The organism is Paenibacillus sp. SAFN-054 (genome assembly GCF_051966755.1).
GTDB lineage: Bacteria > Bacillota > Bacilli > Paenibacillales > Paenibacillaceae > Paenibacillus_AQ.
This window is the reverse complement of sequence record NZ_JBQCKS010000001.1, coordinates 1,944,174-1,959,129: the sequence shown is the minus strand read 5'-3', so window position 1 is coordinate 1,959,129 and position 14,956 is coordinate 1,944,174. Positions and strand designations below refer to the sequence as shown.

19 protein-coding genes are annotated in these 14,956 nt (G+C 52.1%); 16 read left to right on the top strand and 3 right to left on the bottom strand.

Annotation, left to right across the window (positions count from 1 at the left end; all coding sequences use genetic code 11):
- The first annotated feature begins 11 nt into the window (after positions 1-11).
- A complete protein-coding gene (locus ACTHPM_RS08875) occupies positions 12-1,376 on the top strand; it encodes a dihydrolipoamide acetyltransferase family protein (RefSeq protein ID WP_440394815.1) in 1,365 nt (454 codons plus the stop codon).
- An 84-nt stretch (positions 1,377-1,460) separates the two neighbouring features.
- Entirely contained in the window at positions 1,461-2,153 is a 693-nt protein-coding gene (gene lipB, locus ACTHPM_RS08870; RefSeq protein ID WP_440394814.1) for a lipoyl(octanoyl) transferase LipB, read from the top strand.
- A gap of 1 nt (position 2,154) precedes the next feature.
- Here the strand turns inward: lipB and prli42 are convergent, their stop codons facing one another.
- Positions 2,155-2,256 carry a stressosome-associated protein Prli42 gene (prli42, locus tag ACTHPM_RS08865; protein WP_127602893.1) on the bottom strand — a complete coding sequence of 34 codons (102 nt, stop codon included), beginning with the start codon at positions 2,254-2,256 and terminating at the stop codon, positions 2,155-2,157.
- 105 nt (positions 2,257-2,361) lie between these two features.
- Here prli42 and ACTHPM_RS08860 point away from each other — a divergent pair, with 105 nt between their 5' ends.
- Positions 2,362-3,486: a M20/M25/M40 family metallo-hydrolase gene (locus tag ACTHPM_RS08860; protein WP_440394813.1), complete on the top strand. Its 1,125-nt coding sequence runs from the start codon at positions 2,362-2,364 to the stop codon at positions 3,484-3,486.
- A gap of 94 nt (positions 3,487-3,580) precedes the next feature.
- Here ACTHPM_RS08860 and ACTHPM_RS08855 read toward each other — a convergent pair whose 3' ends face one another.
- Together ACTHPM_RS08855 and mciZ are read right to left on the bottom strand one after the other, a co-directional pair.
- Entirely contained in the window at positions 3,581-4,804 is a 1,224-nt protein-coding gene (locus ACTHPM_RS08855) for a tetratricopeptide repeat protein (protein WP_440394812.1), read from the bottom strand.
- A gap of 162 nt (positions 4,805-4,966) precedes the next feature.
- Complete coding sequence (gene mciZ / locus ACTHPM_RS08850; RefSeq protein WP_440394811.1) at positions 4,967-5,125, bottom strand: Z-ring formation inhibitor MciZ; 159 nt, start codon at positions 5,123-5,125, stop codon at positions 4,967-4,969.
- 113 nt (positions 5,126-5,238) lie between these two features.
- Here mciZ and ACTHPM_RS08845 point away from each other — a divergent pair, with 113 nt between their 5' ends.
- The 13 genes from ACTHPM_RS08845 to ACTHPM_RS08785 all read left to right on the top strand — a co-directional run bounded on the left by ACTHPM_RS08845 (position 5,239) and on the right by ACTHPM_RS08785 (position 14,950).
- On the top strand, positions 5,239-5,796 hold the full coding sequence (locus ACTHPM_RS08845; protein WP_440394810.1) for an NUDIX hydrolase: 558 nt from the start codon (positions 5,239-5,241) through the stop codon (positions 5,794-5,796).
- Positions 5,793-7,025 (top strand): endonuclease Q family protein, encoded by a 1,233-nt coding sequence (locus tag ACTHPM_RS08840; protein ID WP_440394809.1) that lies wholly within the window; start codon positions 5,793-5,795, stop codon positions 7,023-7,025. Before ACTHPM_RS08845 ends, ACTHPM_RS08840 begins: the two co-directional genes overlap by 4 nt.
- A 54-nt stretch (positions 7,026-7,079) precedes the next feature.
- A complete protein-coding gene (gene spoIIM, locus ACTHPM_RS08835; RefSeq protein ID WP_440394808.1) occupies positions 7,080-7,730 on the top strand; it encodes a stage II sporulation protein M in 651 nt (216 codons plus the stop codon).
- A 92-nt stretch (positions 7,731-7,822) separates the two neighbouring features.
- Positions 7,823-8,302, top strand: a complete 480-nt coding sequence (fur, locus tag ACTHPM_RS08830; RefSeq protein WP_440394807.1) for a ferric iron uptake transcriptional regulator — start codon at positions 7,823-7,825, stop codon at positions 8,300-8,302.
- Positions 8,303-8,484: 182 nt separating this feature from the next.
- On the top strand, positions 8,485-8,718 hold the full coding sequence (locus ACTHPM_RS08825) for a DUF4227 family protein (protein WP_440394806.1): 234 nt from the start codon (positions 8,485-8,487) through the stop codon (positions 8,716-8,718).
- A gap of 92 nt (positions 8,719-8,810) precedes the next feature.
- A complete protein-coding gene (gene xerD, locus ACTHPM_RS08820; RefSeq protein ID WP_440394805.1) occupies positions 8,811-9,746 on the top strand; it encodes a site-specific tyrosine recombinase XerD in 936 nt (311 codons plus the stop codon).
- A complete protein-coding gene (locus ACTHPM_RS08815) occupies positions 9,733-10,557 on the top strand; it encodes a purine-nucleoside phosphorylase (protein WP_440394804.1) in 825 nt (274 codons plus the stop codon). Before xerD ends, ACTHPM_RS08815 begins: the two co-directional genes overlap by 14 nt.
- A 252-nt stretch (positions 10,558-10,809) precedes the next feature.
- Positions 10,810-11,991: a D-alanyl-D-alanine carboxypeptidase family protein gene (locus tag ACTHPM_RS08810; RefSeq protein ID WP_440394803.1), complete on the top strand. Its 1,182-nt coding sequence runs from the start codon at positions 10,810-10,812 to the stop codon at positions 11,989-11,991.
- A gap of 91 nt (positions 11,992-12,082) precedes the next feature.
- On the top strand, positions 12,083-12,436 hold the full coding sequence (spoIIAA, locus tag ACTHPM_RS08805; protein ID WP_440394802.1) for an anti-sigma F factor antagonist: 354 nt from the start codon (positions 12,083-12,085) through the stop codon (positions 12,434-12,436).
- Positions 12,433-12,894, top strand: a complete 462-nt coding sequence (gene spoIIAB / locus ACTHPM_RS08800; protein ID WP_440394801.1) for an anti-sigma F factor — start codon at positions 12,433-12,435, stop codon at positions 12,892-12,894. The genes spoIIAA and spoIIAB overlap by 4 nt, the downstream gene beginning before the upstream one ends.
- A gap of 12 nt (positions 12,895-12,906) precedes the next feature.
- A complete protein-coding gene (gene sigF / locus ACTHPM_RS08795) occupies positions 12,907-13,662 on the top strand; it encodes an RNA polymerase sporulation sigma factor SigF (RefSeq protein WP_440394800.1) in 756 nt (251 codons plus the stop codon).
- A 221-nt stretch (positions 13,663-13,883) separates the two neighbouring features.
- Positions 13,884-14,528, top strand: a complete 645-nt coding sequence (locus ACTHPM_RS08790) for a stage V sporulation protein AA (protein WP_440394799.1) — start codon at positions 13,884-13,886, stop codon at positions 14,526-14,528.
- Positions 14,525-14,950 carry a stage V sporulation protein AB gene (locus tag ACTHPM_RS08785; protein WP_440394798.1) on the top strand — a complete coding sequence of 142 codons (426 nt, stop codon included), beginning with the start codon at positions 14,525-14,527 and terminating at the stop codon, positions 14,948-14,950. The genes ACTHPM_RS08790 and ACTHPM_RS08785 overlap by 4 nt, the downstream gene beginning before the upstream one ends.
- Positions 14,951-14,956 lie beyond the last annotated feature (6 nt).

Sequence of the window (14,956 nt, the reverse complement as noted above, 5' to 3'; positions counted from 1 at the left end):
GGGGTGAGAACATGTCAGAAAATCAAAAGTTAACCGATGTGGTGATGCCGCAGCTGGCCGAATCGCTGGTTTCGGCAACCATTGCCAAATGGCTGAAGCAGCCTGGAGATAAAGTTGAGCAGTACGAACCGATATGCGAAGTCATTACCGATAAGGTGAATGCCGAGATTCCTTCCACCATCGATGGCGTTATGTCCGAATTGATTGCGGAGGAAGGCCAGACCATCGCTGTCGGCGAAGTCATCTGCCGCATGGCAGCTGCAGGTCAAACCGCTGCGCCGGCTGTAAGCCGCACGGAGCAGGAAGCTCCGGCAGGTGTGCCAACCGGCGTTACCAGCGACCAGTCCATGAGAAGCCGGTATTCGCCAGCGGTACAATCGCTGGCTGCCGAGCATGGCGTGAATTTGAGCGCCGTGCAGGGGACCGGCATGGGTGGACGGATTACACGAAAGGATGTGCTCGCCTTCGTTGAGAATGGGGGTTCGGCAAGCCAAGCGCAAAATGCTGCGGTTCAAGGTAATAGGGAGGCGTCCTCTCCGTTCAGGGATCTGCCGCATGCCAATCCTGCCGTAACGCCAGAGCAGTACATTCCGAAGCCGCCTGCTCCGGAAAGAAACTCGGGTCTGCATATGACGGAAACGCCTAAGATCCCGCCGATCCAGGTCGAAAGAGGCGGCGAGCGCGAAACGCTGATTGACGTGACCCCGATCCGCAACGCCATTGCGACGAGCATGCGTCAAAGCGTGTCCGAAATACCGCATGCATGGACGATGGTAGAGGTCGATGTGACCAATCTGGTACTGCTTCGCAACAAGCTGAAGGATGAATTCAAGCGCCGGGAGGGCTATAATTTAACGTACCTGGCCTTTTTCCTGAAGGCTGTCGTGAATGCGATCAAGGATTATCCGATCATGAACTCCGTGTGGGCCGTCAACAAAATCATCGTCAAGCGCGATATCAACATTTCGCTGGCTGTCGGTACGGAAGATTCGGTCATGACGCCGGTCATTCAAAGGGCAGATCAGAAGAACATTGCCGGGCTTGCGCGGGAGATTGAAGAGCTTGCGACCAAAACCCGCCAAGGCAAGCTGAAGCTGGAGGATATGCAGGGAGGAACGTTCACCGTGAACAATACGGGTTCGTTCGGATCCATTCTCTCTTATCCGATCATCAATTATCCGCAGGCAGCGATTCTGACGTTCGAATCGATCGTGAAGCGTCCGGTGGTCATCAATGACATGATCGCCGTCCGTTCCATGGCCAACATCTGCTTGTCCCTGGATCACCGGATTCTGGATGGCGTCATCTGCGGACGTTTCCTGCAGCGGGTGAAGGAGAATATCGAAGCTTATACGCTGGACACCAAGGTTTACTAAGCACATTCAATGAGATAAAACCATTTCTTCGTTTCATTTTATGTAGGCAGTACATTCATCATCAGGAGAGGGCGTGGAAACGTTATGAACAAAACACTTCATATTTCCTATACGCCGATGATGGGTTATGATGCAGCATGGGATTTGCAAAAAACGATCGTAAAAAGCATTGACCTTGGAGAGCAGCAGGATACCCTGCTGCTCTTGCAGCATCCGCCAACCTATACCATTGGTTCTCAAAGACACCCGGAACACCTGCTTTTAAGCAAGGAAGAGCTCGAGGAGCATGGCATCGGTCTGTTCGAAATCGACCGCGGCGGCGATATTACATACCATGGGCCAGGCCAGCTTGTCGGCTACCCCCTGCTTACGCTGGAGGGGGCCGGCCTCGACTTGCATGGCTATCTGCGCAACCTTGAGCAGGTCATCATAAACTATTTGGGTCATTACGGAATCGAGGCGGGACGCAAACCCGAGTATACAGGCGTTTGGGTAGGCGATTTGAAGGTATGCGCCATTGGCGTTAAATTCAATAAATGCCGAAGCCGGCGGGCGTTCGTGACGAGTCACGGGTTTGCTTTTAACATCAAGGCAGGAATCGGTGAGCAGGGCTTTAAGGGGATTATTCCTTGCGGCATTCAGGAGTACGGCGTAACCTCGCTTGAGGAATGCACAGGCCGTTCCTTTACCGTGGAGCAGGTCGCAGAGGAAATTGTGGCCTTTTTTACGGAGGTATTTGATTATGAGGCTGAGCCTGTCCCGGATACTGCCCGCTGAATCAGCGGGCGATCAGGGATTCGACTACTCCAAAAATGACGGAGCCGAACATGGCGATAAGCATCAGGTAAACGAAAACGCGAAACCATTTTTTATTTTGCATAGCTGCTCCTTTACGAAACGATGATAAATGGAATGCCGCAGCGATGATTCACCGGGCATACGGCTATTTTTATTGTAACTTAACGAAGAGAGAGAGGAAAGTCCAATGATCAGACAAGACCGTTTAGTTGAGGAATTTATGGAGCTCGTAAAGGTGGACAGCGAGACCGGATATGAAGAAGAGATTGCCGTCGTCCTGAAAAAGAAGTTCGGGGGTTTAGGTCTTCAAGTGGTGGAGGATGATTCCAAAGAAAGAACGGGCCACGGCGCGGGTAATCTCATCGTGACAATGGAAGCAACAGCCGGAAGCACCGCTCCGAAGCTGTTCTTCACCTGTCATATGGATACCGTAACGCCAGGCAAAGGCATTAAGCCGGTGCTTCATGAAGACGGATGGATTACGAGCGACGGCACGACCATCCTCGGCTCCGACGATAAAGCAGGTCTAGCGGTTCTTTTCGAAGCCATTAAAGTCCTTCAGGAAGAGAACATTGCGCACGGCCAGATCCAGTTCGTCATTACCGCCGGCGAGGAATCGGGATTGCTTGGCGCACGCTGTATGGATCCGAAATACCTGGATGCGGACCTCGGCTATGCCATCGATTCGAACGGAGAAATTGGCGCCATTGCGGTCGCTGCTCCGACGCAGGCTAAGATGAAGATGAAAATTTACGGAAGGTCCGCTCATGCCGGTGTGAATCCGGAAGACGGGATCAGCGCGATTCAGGTCGCTTCCAAAGCAATCTCCCGCATGAAGCTGGGTAGACTGGATCACGAAACGACCGCTAATATCGGCAAATTCGCCGGGGGAGGCGCGACGAATGTGGTTTGCGATTATGTCGAGCTGGATGCCGAAGCGCGCAGCATCGTTCAGGATAAAGTCGAACGGCAGATCGAGCATATGCGTGAATCGCTGGAAAGCGCCGTGAAGGAATGCGGGGCAACCTGCGAGTTTATCAGCGAGATCGTATATCCCGCTTTCAACTTCGGAGAGAAGGACGAAGTCGTTCAGCTCGCCCAGCGCGCAATAGCGGGCATAGGGCTCAGCAGCCGCACCTTCCATTCCGGCGGGGGAAGCGACGCGAACATTTTCAACGGCATGGGCGTTCCGACGGTGAATCTGGCCCTCGGCTATGAACATATCCATACAACCAAAGAGCGGATTCGCGCGGACGATATGGCAAAGGCGGCTGAAATGGTCATCAGCATCATCCGCGAAACGACAAAGTAGAAGTGCGCTAATCTCATGTACAAATAATACAACAAAAGGCTATTCCCTTCAGACCGCAGAGTTGATGAGGGGAATAGCCTTTTATTGTTATGTTCTAATGAAAAAGTGCAGGTGAGGTTGCTTGATGGTTCCGCTGTTGAGAGGGAGTCCACTCGGTATGCCACTGTGTAATGGTAAGGATTTGAAGTGCTCGGGAGATGCTGTCAAGATGGTGTTCGATATTGCTGAACAACTCGCTGCCGATGATGCATTGCTCCAGCTTGCGCGTCAGTGAGCTTTTCGTCTGCTGCAGATAACAGGAAGCCGCCCCGAATCTGGCCGCCGAATGATTGGCATCGGTATGGTAGATCGATTCAAAGATGGAGGCAGCTTGTTCGTAATTTCCCGCATCATATTGAATTTCGGCCGCAATGAAACAGAGTTCAAGCGAAATCTGACTGCGGTCGTGCAGAGGCAGCTGTTCCATTTCGGCTATTTGCTTGGCGGCGAGTTCCCGGTAACCCTGCGTATACAAAGTATAGATCAATTCGTTGAATTCATGCGTCGTCGGACTGGACAGGATGGAGAGCGCTTCATCAATTTTCCCCAGTGCGATGGCGGTTTTGGCTGTTTCCAGGGCTTCATACCTTGACAAGGCAGGCATGCCGATTCCTCCGTTCATGCCATACAGGCAGCATTTACATACATTCATGACTTCCTCGACCCGGATGATCTGCTGAGCGCTCATCAGGAGCACTCGACTAGGATACATGGGTTTTCTTGATAATAGAGACATTGCTTCTTTGATGCGATTGATATAAATAAGACACAATATATAATGAATCTGATGTATTTCCGTGTAGTTCGGCCGATCGCACGAAGAGGCATACAATTCCGCTGCGGCTGGGTAAGCGCCGATCATCCAGAGGGCTTCCGCCACGGGAATCACAGGATCCCGAAGGTCTTCGGATGCGGTGGTTGTTAGTCGAAGGGATAATTCGGCATCGTTCATACCAGTTCGGAATAACATCATACCGATTTCGGCCAAGGCTTCTGTCGTATAACCGTTATGGACCAGGCACTGACGGAAAGCGGCTGCTGCTTGACTGTCGCGGCCGAGAGCCCGCAGCAGTTTGCCGTACTCAAGCCAGCATAAGGGTTCATCAAAGGCTGGCTCGGTTGCACCGGAGCCTGAATCTGGTTGGGTTAAGGCCTTCTCGAAGCTTGCGAGTGCCTCGTCCACCATTCCGCGGGAGCGGTACCATTCGCCAAGCTTAAATTGCAATGCAGAAGATTCTGGCTGGGATTTGAGCAAATAGAGCAAATGATCTTTGTTCATATAGAACCCTCCGCTATATATAACAACGGTTTCTTTTCCTTTGTTATACGAAGCCGGCGAAAAAGTTTAAAAAAGCAAAAAACGATGACATTTCTCACATATTTTGTGCATTTTGCCGTCATTCAGGTGACACCTAACGAGCAAGCTATGAACAAACCGGACTCATTTCATTTCGCTGTTTCCGTTTCTTCTGGGGTCGTTCAGCAGGGTTGCCAGCGGTGTCAGCGGAGGCGTTTCTTTCATCCATTGTTGAAGCATAATCCGGATTTGCCAGGCTTGTCCGACCATGTGAAAAGAATTTTTTGTGCGATAGCTCTTCATGTGCCTTCCTACCTTCCTGCTTGAAGTTTGTTATAATAACACCATATGTGTCAGCTTGTACAAACATGCTTGTTTTTAAAATAAAGGAGAGATGGACTTTGGAACAATTTTCGATGAAAAACACAAAACTGGATGAAATAACCGTCTCAACGAAACCCGTTTTCGAAGGCAAAGTGATTTCGCTGCAGGTCGACACCGTCAAGCTGCCGGATGGCAGCACGGCTTCCCGAGAGATCATCAGGCATCCCGGCGCCGTCGCGGTGCTCGCGGTTCATAACGATAAAATCATTATGGTGGATCAGTTCCGGCAGGCCATGGGCCGCTGTGAGCTCGAAATACCGGCCGGCAAGCTTGAAAAGGGAGAGGACCCTCTGGAAGCTGCGAAACGAGAGCTGCAGGAAGAAACCGGCTACGGCAGCGACAATGTGGAGCTGTTGCATTCCTTCTTCACGTCGCCGGGTTTTGCCGACGAAATCATTCATCTATATGTCGCCGAAGATTTGGTCAGCGGGGATGCCGCCCCGGATGAGGACGAATTCCTTGAGCTGCATGAACTGAGTCTGTCCGAGGCGGAAGAAGCCATCCGATCGGGAAGAATCAGCGACGCCAAGACGATCATGGCCGTGTATGCCTGGAAGCTGAAGCAGGCTACGGGGTCGTTCGGATTATGAAACCGAATGTGCCAAAGCATCGGCTTGACGGCGGTGAACTGACGGAATACTATGCGGATCTTCATATTCATATCGGGCGCGCAACTTCCGGACAGGCCGTGAAGATTAGCGGGAGCAAGGATCTGACCTTTGCCAATATTGCGAAGGAAGCGGCCGGCCGCAAAGGTATGGACCTGATCGGCATTATTGACTGCCATTCGCCTGAAGTGCAGAAAGACATCACGGACTGCCTCCATACCGGCGAGATGACCGAGCTTGCGGGAGGCGGAATCTCATATCGGGGAACGACGATCCTGCTTGGAAGCGAAATCGAAATTTACGAAGAAGGAAAGGGCGCTGCGCATCTGCTGGCCTATTTCCCGGATCTGTCGACCATGCAGCATTTTACCGCATGGATGACAAAGCATATGAAAAACGTCAATCTCAGTTCCCAGCGGATTTATGTGCCCGGCCGCAGGCTGCAGGAGGAAATATACGCAAGGGGTGGGATCATGATTCCGGCGCATGTGTTTACACCGCATAAAGGGATCTATGGAAACGTGACTCCGCGGATGTCCGATGTTCTGGATCTTGAGATGATCAGCGGCGTGGAACTTGGCTTGAGCGCCGATTCGGAAATGGCCGGCCTTCTCTCCGAGCTCGACCGCTTCACCTTCGTGACCAACTCGGATGCCCATTCATTGGGGAAAATCGGCAGGGAATATAACCGGATCCGGATGAAGGAGCCCTCCTTCCACGAGCTCGTCCTGGCACTGGGCGCCGCGGAAGGACGCCGGGTTACGGCCAATTATGGTTTGAATCCGCGTCTGGGCAAGTACCACCGGACTTACTGCCTGAGCTGCAGCAGCATACTCGATCAGGAGGAGGCCATGACGGGATCCTGCCCGCACTGCGGGGGGCATAAGATGGTACAGGGGGTTCTGGACAGAATTCTGAATATCGCTGACCGGAAGGAGCCGTGGATGCCCGCAGACCGTCCGCCCTATCATTACCAGGTACCGCTGGAGTTCATCCCGGGTCTCGGCAAGAAGACGATGAACAAGCTGCTTGACCGATTTGGTACGGAGATGTCCATATTGCACAGGACGTCCGAAGCAGAATTGGCAGAAGTCGTTGGCGTCACCATGGCAAATCAGATCGTGATGGCAAGAACAGGCTCGCTGGCGCTCACTTCCGGCGGGGGAGGAACCTATGGGAAGGTAGCGGCTCCTTCTATAGACAAGACATAGTTTCCGGCTTGTCTTCATAGAGTAGAGGTATGTGATTGGAAGGGGGAATTCGGTATGCGAACTTTCCGCCATACCTTGAAGGAGCAGACGGTGCTTTATATTTTCGTGGCCGTGCTGTTTCTTGTCGGGGTCATTTTCGGTGCTCTCATGGTGAATGCATTGTCGCTCGAGCAGCAGCAGGACCTGGGTCGGTATCTTCAAAACTTTTTCGTTACCGTGGATCAAAGCGATACAGGGACCGGGGCTGCCGAATCGTTCTGGAATATTGCCGGGCTCCATTTGAAATGGGTGGGCCTGATCTGGTTCCTTGGGCTTTCCGTCATCGGACTGCCGGGAATTCTCATCCTTGACTTCCTGAAAGGCGTACTGATCGGGTTTACGGTGGGTTATCTGGTCGGACAGTTTTCCTGGAAAGGGCTGCTGTTTGCGCTTGTGTCGGTTGCGCCGCACAATTTGTTCATCATTCCGGTTCTGATCGTTTCGAGCGTGGCCGCCATTGCTTTTTCGCTGCATGTGATCAAGAACAGGGTCATGATGCACAATCGTGCGAATGTATTACGTCCCTTTGCGTCTTATGTCGGTTTAACAATCGTCATGTGTCTGATCATGCTCGGCGTTTCTTCCTTTGAAACATGGGTGACTCCGGCCATGATGAAATGGGTGACTCCGGCGCTTCTGGAAACCGCGGCACTGCCTGGGATGTAAGTAAAATCGTTTGACTTTGCTCCGCAACTCCCCCTATAATGAAAGATGTGATATAGCAAAGGTGCAGTGATTTTCCTGTGGGGAGGGAGAAAATGGAAGCGCGGATCGATAAAATCAAACAACAATTGCAATCCCAGGGCTATAAGCTGACACCCCAGCGGGAAGCTACCGTCAGAGTTTTGCTCGAGAATGAAGAAGACCATCTCAGCGCAGAGGATGTTTTCATGCTCGTCAAAGAAAAGGCTCCTGAAATCGGTCTGGCTACCGTATACCGCACCCTCGAGCTGCTCAGCGAACTGCATGTCGTAGAAAAGATAAATTTCGGCGATGGCGTTGCAAGATACGATTTGCGGACGGATACCGCAAAACACCACCACCATCATCTGATCTGCGTGAAATGCGGCAGCATGGATGAAATCCGCGAGGATTGGCTGGGACCGCTCGAAGAGCGGCTGGAACGCGAGTTTAACTTTACGGTTTCCGATCACCGACTGGATTTTCACGGGATCTGTTACCGCTGCAAGGACAAGGAAGAGAGCCAGCGCAGCGAGGACAAGAAGCCTGATCAATAACAAACGGATAATGATCCTCCAAGATCACAAGCTCTCGCCGGCGTGCCTGCCGGAGAGGGCTTTTTTGGTGGCTTCATGCAGGGCTTGTCATACGATCCGGTGGTGGCACATAAGCTGAACATGAACGATCATGTCGGCGACAATCGCCCACCAGCTTTTTATAACGGGGAGTGTGATATTGGATGATCATATCCATTCGAAGATGCTTATCGTCCTTTAAATTCCTGCTTGTTTTCATTGCTCTTACATATATCCTGTACCAGCTGTTCGGCCTGATCAGCGCATGGATAACCCCTGTGGATCATTACCGGATTCCGGAAGGACACGCCGTGAAGGCCTTTCAGCCTTCCGACAAGCCCCGTACAGGGGAGATGATGGGCGACCGGCTGCGGTTTTTTTACTGGTATGGGGAATAGACAATAGACAAACGGCAGGCAGGGGAAATAGTGTTTCTTGTCGAAATGAATGAAGGGATCGGCTAAACTATCCGAAGGAGCTTTTTCAACTTATGATGCAGTACGTTCAGTCCTTCATACGGTATATAGGTGATGAGAAGGGTTTGTCTCGCAACACGCTCGAATCCTATGAGCGCGACCTGCAGCAATTTCTCGGTTTTATGGAGGAGCAGGGAATCGATTCGGTAGATATGATCAAGAAGATTCATATATCCATGTACATGAACCACATGAAGGGGCATCGCTTCGCGTCATCCACGGTCACGCGGAAGCTTGTCTCGCTGCGTTCCTTTTTCCATTACATGGTCAGGGAATCGCTGCTGGCTCAGGACCCTACGCTCTATATGGAAGCGCCGAAGCTCGAGAAGAAGGTTCCGCAGGTGTTGACGGTCGAACAGGTCGAACGCCTGCTGGCAGCGCCGGATACTTCGGCTCCTGCAGGCTTGAGGGATAAGGCCATGCTGGAGCTGCTCTATGCCACCGGCATGAAGGTGTCCGAGCTGATGGCGCTTAATCTGGAAGACGTAAATCCGGAGATGAGGTTCCTGAGGTGTACAAGCAGTTCGGGCAAAGAGCGCGTTCTTCCGATCAGCAGCATATCTGCTGAAGCGGTAGGGGCGTACGTTCACCACATGCGTCCGGAGCTGGTCCGTGATCCACAGGAGCGGAGCCTGTTTTTGAACAATTTAGGAACGAGATTGACCCGGCAGGGATTTTGGAAAATACTCAAGAAGTACGCTGCGGAGTCCGGCATAGACGGGGATATCACCCCGCATACGCTGCGTCATTCCTTTGCAGCCCATCTGCTGGAAGACGGGGCCGACATCCGGTCCGTGCAGGAAATGCTGGGTCACAGCGATATTTCGACTACGCAGATTTACGGCGCCCTGACGAAAAAGGCGATGAAGGACGTATACGAAAGCCATCATCCGCGGGAGCGTATGCAAACAACCCAATTGAAGGAGAGATTTACTCATGACAGCGATTAATCAGACGATCATTCAAGAGGCCGCAGCCTACATTCAAAGCAAAACAGAAGTAAAGCCGGAGGTAGGACTGATCCTGGGTTCCGGACTCGGTATCCTTGCGGACTTGATTAAAGACGGAATTTCAATTCCCTACCAGGATATCCCTCACTTTCCGGTGTCCACGGTAGAAGGACATGATGGGGAGCTTCTGCTTGGCACCATTGAAGGACGTGCCGTTGTCATGATGAAAGGCCGGTTCCATATGTATGAAGGATACGGTCCGGAAGTGACGGCGTTCCCGGTTCGCGTCATGAAAGAATTGGGCGTAACGAGCCTCCTGGTGACGAATGCAGCCGGCGGCGTGAACACCTCGTATGAGCCAGGGGATCTGATGCTGATCTCGGACCATCTGAACCTGACAGGCAAGAACCCGCTGATCGGCCCGAACGATGCGTCCTTGGGCGTTCGTTTCCCGGATATGTCCGAAGGCTACAGCCGCCGTTTGCGCTCGCTGCTTAAAGATACGGCGGCAGCCAAAGGCATCCAGGTGCAGGAAGGTGTATACGCCGGCCTTCTGGGACCTACTTACGAAACGCCTGCCGAGATTCGCATGCTGCGCACTTTGGGTGCTGACGCCGTCGGCATGTCGACGGTATCCGAAACGATCGTGGCCCGTCATGCCGGACTGGAAGTGCTGGGCATTTCCTGCATCAGCAACATGGCTGCGGGGATTTTGGATCAGCCGCTCTCGCATGATGAAGTTATGGAAACGACGGATCGCGTGCGCGAGAAATTCCTGAGCCTGGTGCTTGCGGTCATTCCGAACATGTAACAAGGGTCCATGCAGAATGAAATAGATTCATATCATTATCAACCGCAGGTCATGAGACCTGCGGATTTTTTGTTTTTATCCCGAAATTTTTCGGAAGAAGCCTTCTTTTCATGGAATATTTTACTGCCAACCTGACGACACTGGAAAACAGCAGCAATATCTGAATTTTGTAACTCTGGCGGCGCACAGGCTCGTGAGGGATCCCAAAATTCTTATATCACTAATGACCAGAGGTCAGGAGGGGGACTTATTTTGAGAAAGATGCTACTCGCAGCCGTGCTTACGCTTGGCTTATCGGCTGCCGCTATCCCGCAGACGGGATTCGCTGAGGAGAAGGGCAAGCCGGCCGCGAGCGCCGAGCTTGCGGAGAACGCCAAGTCCGCCATCCTTATGGATGCGGATACGGGAACTATTATTTATGAAAAAAACAGCCATGATAAACTGCCGCCTGCCAGCATTACCAAGATCATGACGATGCTGCTCACCATGGAGGCCATCGACTCCGGCAAGCTGAAGCTGACGGATATGGTCCGCACGAGCGAATACGCCGCATCGATGGGGGGCTCGCAGATTTTTCTTGAGCCTGGTGAGGAAATGACCGTCAATGAAATGCTGAAAGGAATCGCGATGGCTTCGGGCAACGACGCTTCGGTCGCAATGGCCGAGAAAATCGCCGGGACCGAGCAAGCCTTCGTCGAAATGATGAATGAGAAGGTCAAGGAGCTGGGGTTGACGGATACCCACTTTTCCAACTGCAACGGCCTGCCCACGGAAAACCATTATTCCTCGGCGCATGACATTGCGGTCATCAGCCGCGAGCTGCTGAAGCATAAAGACATCACCAAGTATACGGGTTCCTACCAGGATTACCTGCGCAAGGATTCCCAAAAGCCATTCTGGCTCGTGAATACGAACAAACTTGTGCGCTTCTATACCGGAGCGGATGGACTGAAGACGGGATACACCTCCGAGGCTAAATTTTGCCTCTCCGCAACGGCAGTCAACGGCAATTTGAGAGCCGTAGCGGTCGTGCTCGGCGAACCGAATACGAAAACGCGCAATGAAGAAGTATCCAAAATGTTCGACTACATGTTCGCGCAGTATACGACACATACCGTTTTCAAGCCGGGAGATACGATCGGAACGGTCAAAATCAATAAAGGCAATGTGAAGGAATTGACGCTTACCGCCGGTCAGAACTACAGTGTGCTTCTCAAGAAGAATGCCAAGGCCGAAGGCGTCCGCCATGAATTGCAGGTGCCGAAGGAGATCAAGGCCCCGATTCAGTCCGGACAGGTGCTCGGCAAGCTTGTCGTCTACCAGGGCGACAAAGTTCTCAAGGAATTCGAGCTGAAATCCCCTGAACAAGTTGGCAAAGCAGGCTGGTGGAAGCTGTTCAAGCGAACGACGGCCAAATTGTTTCTTGTAGATTGATAGCGGTTTTCTTCTAGTTTTGTCGGGGTGCAGGAATCTGTTTTTACTGCGTAGAAATCCTGTAGCAAGACAGGAAGGAGAGTGAGCAGGCGTGAATCTGAAAGTGGAAATGGAGCATCACCGCACAACTTTGATCGTTCGCTTGTCGGGCGAGCTGGATCACCATACCGCCGATCATGTCCGTTTACAGCTGGATGAATCCATCCAGAGAGGACAAACGGAGCATCTGGTGCTTAGTTTTAAACATTTGCAGTTTATGGACAGTTCCGGTCTCGGGGTGATTCTGGGACGCTACAAGCTGATCAAAAGCAAGGGCGGCAAAATGGCCGTATGCGACGTGAATGAGGCGGTCTATCGTCTGCTGGACATGTCCGGGCTGTTCAAGATCATGCCTATTTATGATAACGAGGGCCAGGCGCTCTCGGGATTGGAGGTTGTGTCATGAAAGAGGATCAAGCTATGCAGCGCAATTTCATGACGCTTCAGTTTGCTTCCAAATCCGAAAATGAATCCTTTGCCAGGGTGACCGTCGCGGCATTCATCTCCCAGCTTGATCCGACCATGGACGAGCTGAGCGACCTGAAGACGGTCATATCGGAGGCGGTCACGAACAGCATTATCCACGGCTATAACAGCGATCCGGAAGGCAAGGTTACGATTCATGCCGAGATCGTCCAGGACACGGTTACGATTATCGTGGAAGACAAGGGTGCGGGTATCGAGGACTTGGATCTGGCACGGCAGCCGCTGTATACGTCAAAGCCTGAACTGGAGAGATCGGGAATGGGATTTACGATTATGGAGAACTTCATGGACGAATTTGAAGTTTCCAGCGAGCCCGGCTCCGGTACATCGATCAGGATGAAGAAAAGGATTGAATCCAAGAAAGCTTTGTATAATTAGGGGTTGGGCGCCATGGATGCTGATGTGAAAAAACCTTCGCAGACCTATCTGGAAGATGCGGAAGTCAAACGTCTGATCGCACTCAGTCAGACCGGAGACAGCATGGCCCGCGATACGCTGGTAAACTGCAACATCCGTCTCGTCTGGTCCGTTGTACAAAGGTTCATGAACCGCGGCTATGAGCCGGAGGATCTGTTTCAGATCGGCTGTATCGGTCTGCTGAAGTCTGTTGATAAGTTCGATTTAAGCTACGATGTCAAATTCTCGACCTATGCCGTACCGATGATCATCGGAGAAATCCAGCGCTTCCTGCGGGATGACGGCACGCTCAAAGTCAGCCGTTCCCTGAAGGAAATGGCCAACAAGGTCCGGAAGAAAAAGGACGAGCTCTCGAAGCACCTGGACCGCCTGCCGACGGTCAAAGAGGTGGCCGATGAACTCGGAGTAACTCCCGAGGAAGTGGTTTTCGCGCAGGAGGCGAACAAGCCCCCGACCTCCATTCATGAAACGGTGTTTGAAAATGATGGAGACCCGATTACCTTAATGGATCAGATTGCGGATGATTCCCAGGAGAAGTGGTTCGACAAGCTGGCGTTGAACGAAGCGATTGACGGTCTGTCCGAACGCGAAAAACTGATCGTATATCTCAGGTACTACCGGGATCAGACCCAGTCCGAGGTTGCCTCAAGGCTCGGGATATCCCAGGTTCAGGTGTCGCGTCTCGAGAAGAAAATATTGCAGCTGATCCGGGATCAGATTGCGCAGTGAACGTAAGCGGACTCGTCAGGGGCTAAGCCCCCTGGCGGGTCCGTTTTTGCGTTTGCCGGCGTTCTTGGCTTATAAGGGTTCTGCAACCCGTAAAAATGTCTTGGGTCAGATGCGCGGGGAACTCTGGTCGATCCATTTTCTGGCCTTAATTGCACCTCTTGATTAGAAAACGAAGGATTTTCCTATACTAACGTCATTGATCCGTCAAAGGAGTGGTAGGAATGTCTCCAGATCCGGTACCTACGGTGTACCTGCAGCTGCGCAGCCGAGTGCCGATAACCCAAGGAAGGATTGTAACACTCGGGCATGTCGCCCGGATACTTAGCGACCCGCAGTGGGAGGCTCCGCTTCGCCATCTCGAACTGGTAGAGCCGCATACTTGGGACGGAAATCTGCTGCTTATTGACCTGATGCAGATTATTCCCAAGGTTCAGGAGCTGATTCCTGGCGCCAGAATCGAACCGATCGGGCAGCATCATGTCCTGGTAGAGGTTGTCAACAAGCCCAAAAAGCCATCGGTAGTGCTCTTTTTGCTCGTATGGCTGCTGCTGTTCTTCGGATCGGCTCTCACGATTATGAATTTCCATGCGGACGTCAATATGCAGGAGGTTCAAATCCGGACGGTGGAGATGCTGACAGGCAAGCGGGACGAACATCCTTACTTGTTTCAGACGGCCTATTCTTTTGGCATCGGCTTTGGCATGGTGGTCTTTTTCAATCACTTGTTCAAGAAAAAATGGAATGAGGAGCCTACTCCTCTGGAAGTGGAGATGTATCTTTACCAGGAAAATATCGACCAGTACGTTGTCGCCCAGGAATATAAAAAGCTGAAGAAAAACCCGAAAAACCCAGGTGACAAGCATTGAATGCCATATTGGGATGGACGGTTCAGATTCTGCTGGGCATTGCGGGCGGCATTGCGGTGGGTGGCGGCGTCATCGCCCTGTTTATCGTTCTGGATATGATTCCGCGGCTGGCTCAATTGACGAGGTCGTATCACCAGGTTCATTGGTATGAAGGCGCGATGGTGACAGGATCGCTTCTGGGCACTGTTTTTGATTTTTGGAACTGGAAGCTGTCGCTCGGTGGCTGGTCCGGATTTATCGTCGGTCTGTTCAACGGCATCTTCGTCGGGCTGCTGGCCGCAGCGCTCACCGAAGTGCTGAACGTTCTGCCGATCTTGGCGAAAAGACTGCGGATGATCCATTATCTCTTCGGGCTGCTGATGGCAATGGTGACAGGCAAGGTGGCAGGCTCCCTGTTTGATTGGTTTATTTACAGAAAGTAAGAAACG

Excerpts from the sequence above, each read along its gene's own strand:
- ACTHPM_RS08875 (WP_440394815.1), top strand. The coding sequence starts at position 12 with ATGTCAGAAAATCAAAAGTTAACCGATGTGGTGATGCCGCAGCTGGCC.
- lipB (WP_440394814.1), top strand. The coding sequence starts at position 1,461 with ATGAACAAAACACTTCATATTTCCTATACGCCGATGATGGGTTATGAT.
- prli42 (WP_127602893.1), bottom strand. The coding sequence starts at position 2,256 with ATGCAAAATAAAAAATGGTTTCGCGTTTTCGTTTACCTGATGCTTATC.
- ACTHPM_RS08860 (WP_440394813.1), top strand. The coding sequence starts at position 2,362 with ATGATCAGACAAGACCGTTTAGTTGAGGAATTTATGGAGCTCGTAAAG.
- ACTHPM_RS08855 (WP_440394812.1), bottom strand. The coding sequence starts at position 4,804 with ATGAACAAAGATCATTTGCTCTATTTGCTCAAATCCCAGCCAGAATCT.
- mciZ (WP_440394811.1), bottom strand. The coding sequence starts at position 5,125 with ATGAAGAGCTATCGCACAAAAAATTCTTTTCACATGGTCGGACAAGCC.
- ACTHPM_RS08845 (WP_440394810.1), top strand. The coding sequence starts at position 5,239 with ATGAAAAACACAAAACTGGATGAAATAACCGTCTCAACGAAACCCGTT.
- ACTHPM_RS08840 (WP_440394809.1), top strand. The coding sequence starts at position 5,793 with ATGAAACCGAATGTGCCAAAGCATCGGCTTGACGGCGGTGAACTGACG.
- spoIIM (WP_440394808.1), top strand. The coding sequence starts at position 7,080 with ATGCGAACTTTCCGCCATACCTTGAAGGAGCAGACGGTGCTTTATATT.
- fur (WP_440394807.1), top strand. The coding sequence starts at position 7,823 with ATGGAAGCGCGGATCGATAAAATCAAACAACAATTGCAATCCCAGGGC.
- ACTHPM_RS08825 (WP_440394806.1), top strand. The coding sequence starts at position 8,485 with ATGATCATATCCATTCGAAGATGCTTATCGTCCTTTAAATTCCTGCTT.
- xerD (WP_440394805.1), top strand. The coding sequence starts at position 8,811 with ATGATGCAGTACGTTCAGTCCTTCATACGGTATATAGGTGATGAGAAG.
- ACTHPM_RS08815 (WP_440394804.1), top strand. The coding sequence starts at position 9,733 with ATGACAGCGATTAATCAGACGATCATTCAAGAGGCCGCAGCCTACATT.
- spoIIAB (WP_440394801.1), top strand. The coding sequence starts at position 12,433 with ATGAAAGAGGATCAAGCTATGCAGCGCAATTTCATGACGCTTCAGTTT.
- sigF (WP_440394800.1), top strand. The coding sequence starts at position 12,907 with ATGGATGCTGATGTGAAAAAACCTTCGCAGACCTATCTGGAAGATGCG.
- ACTHPM_RS08790 (WP_440394799.1), top strand. The coding sequence starts at position 13,884 with ATGTCTCCAGATCCGGTACCTACGGTGTACCTGCAGCTGCGCAGCCGA.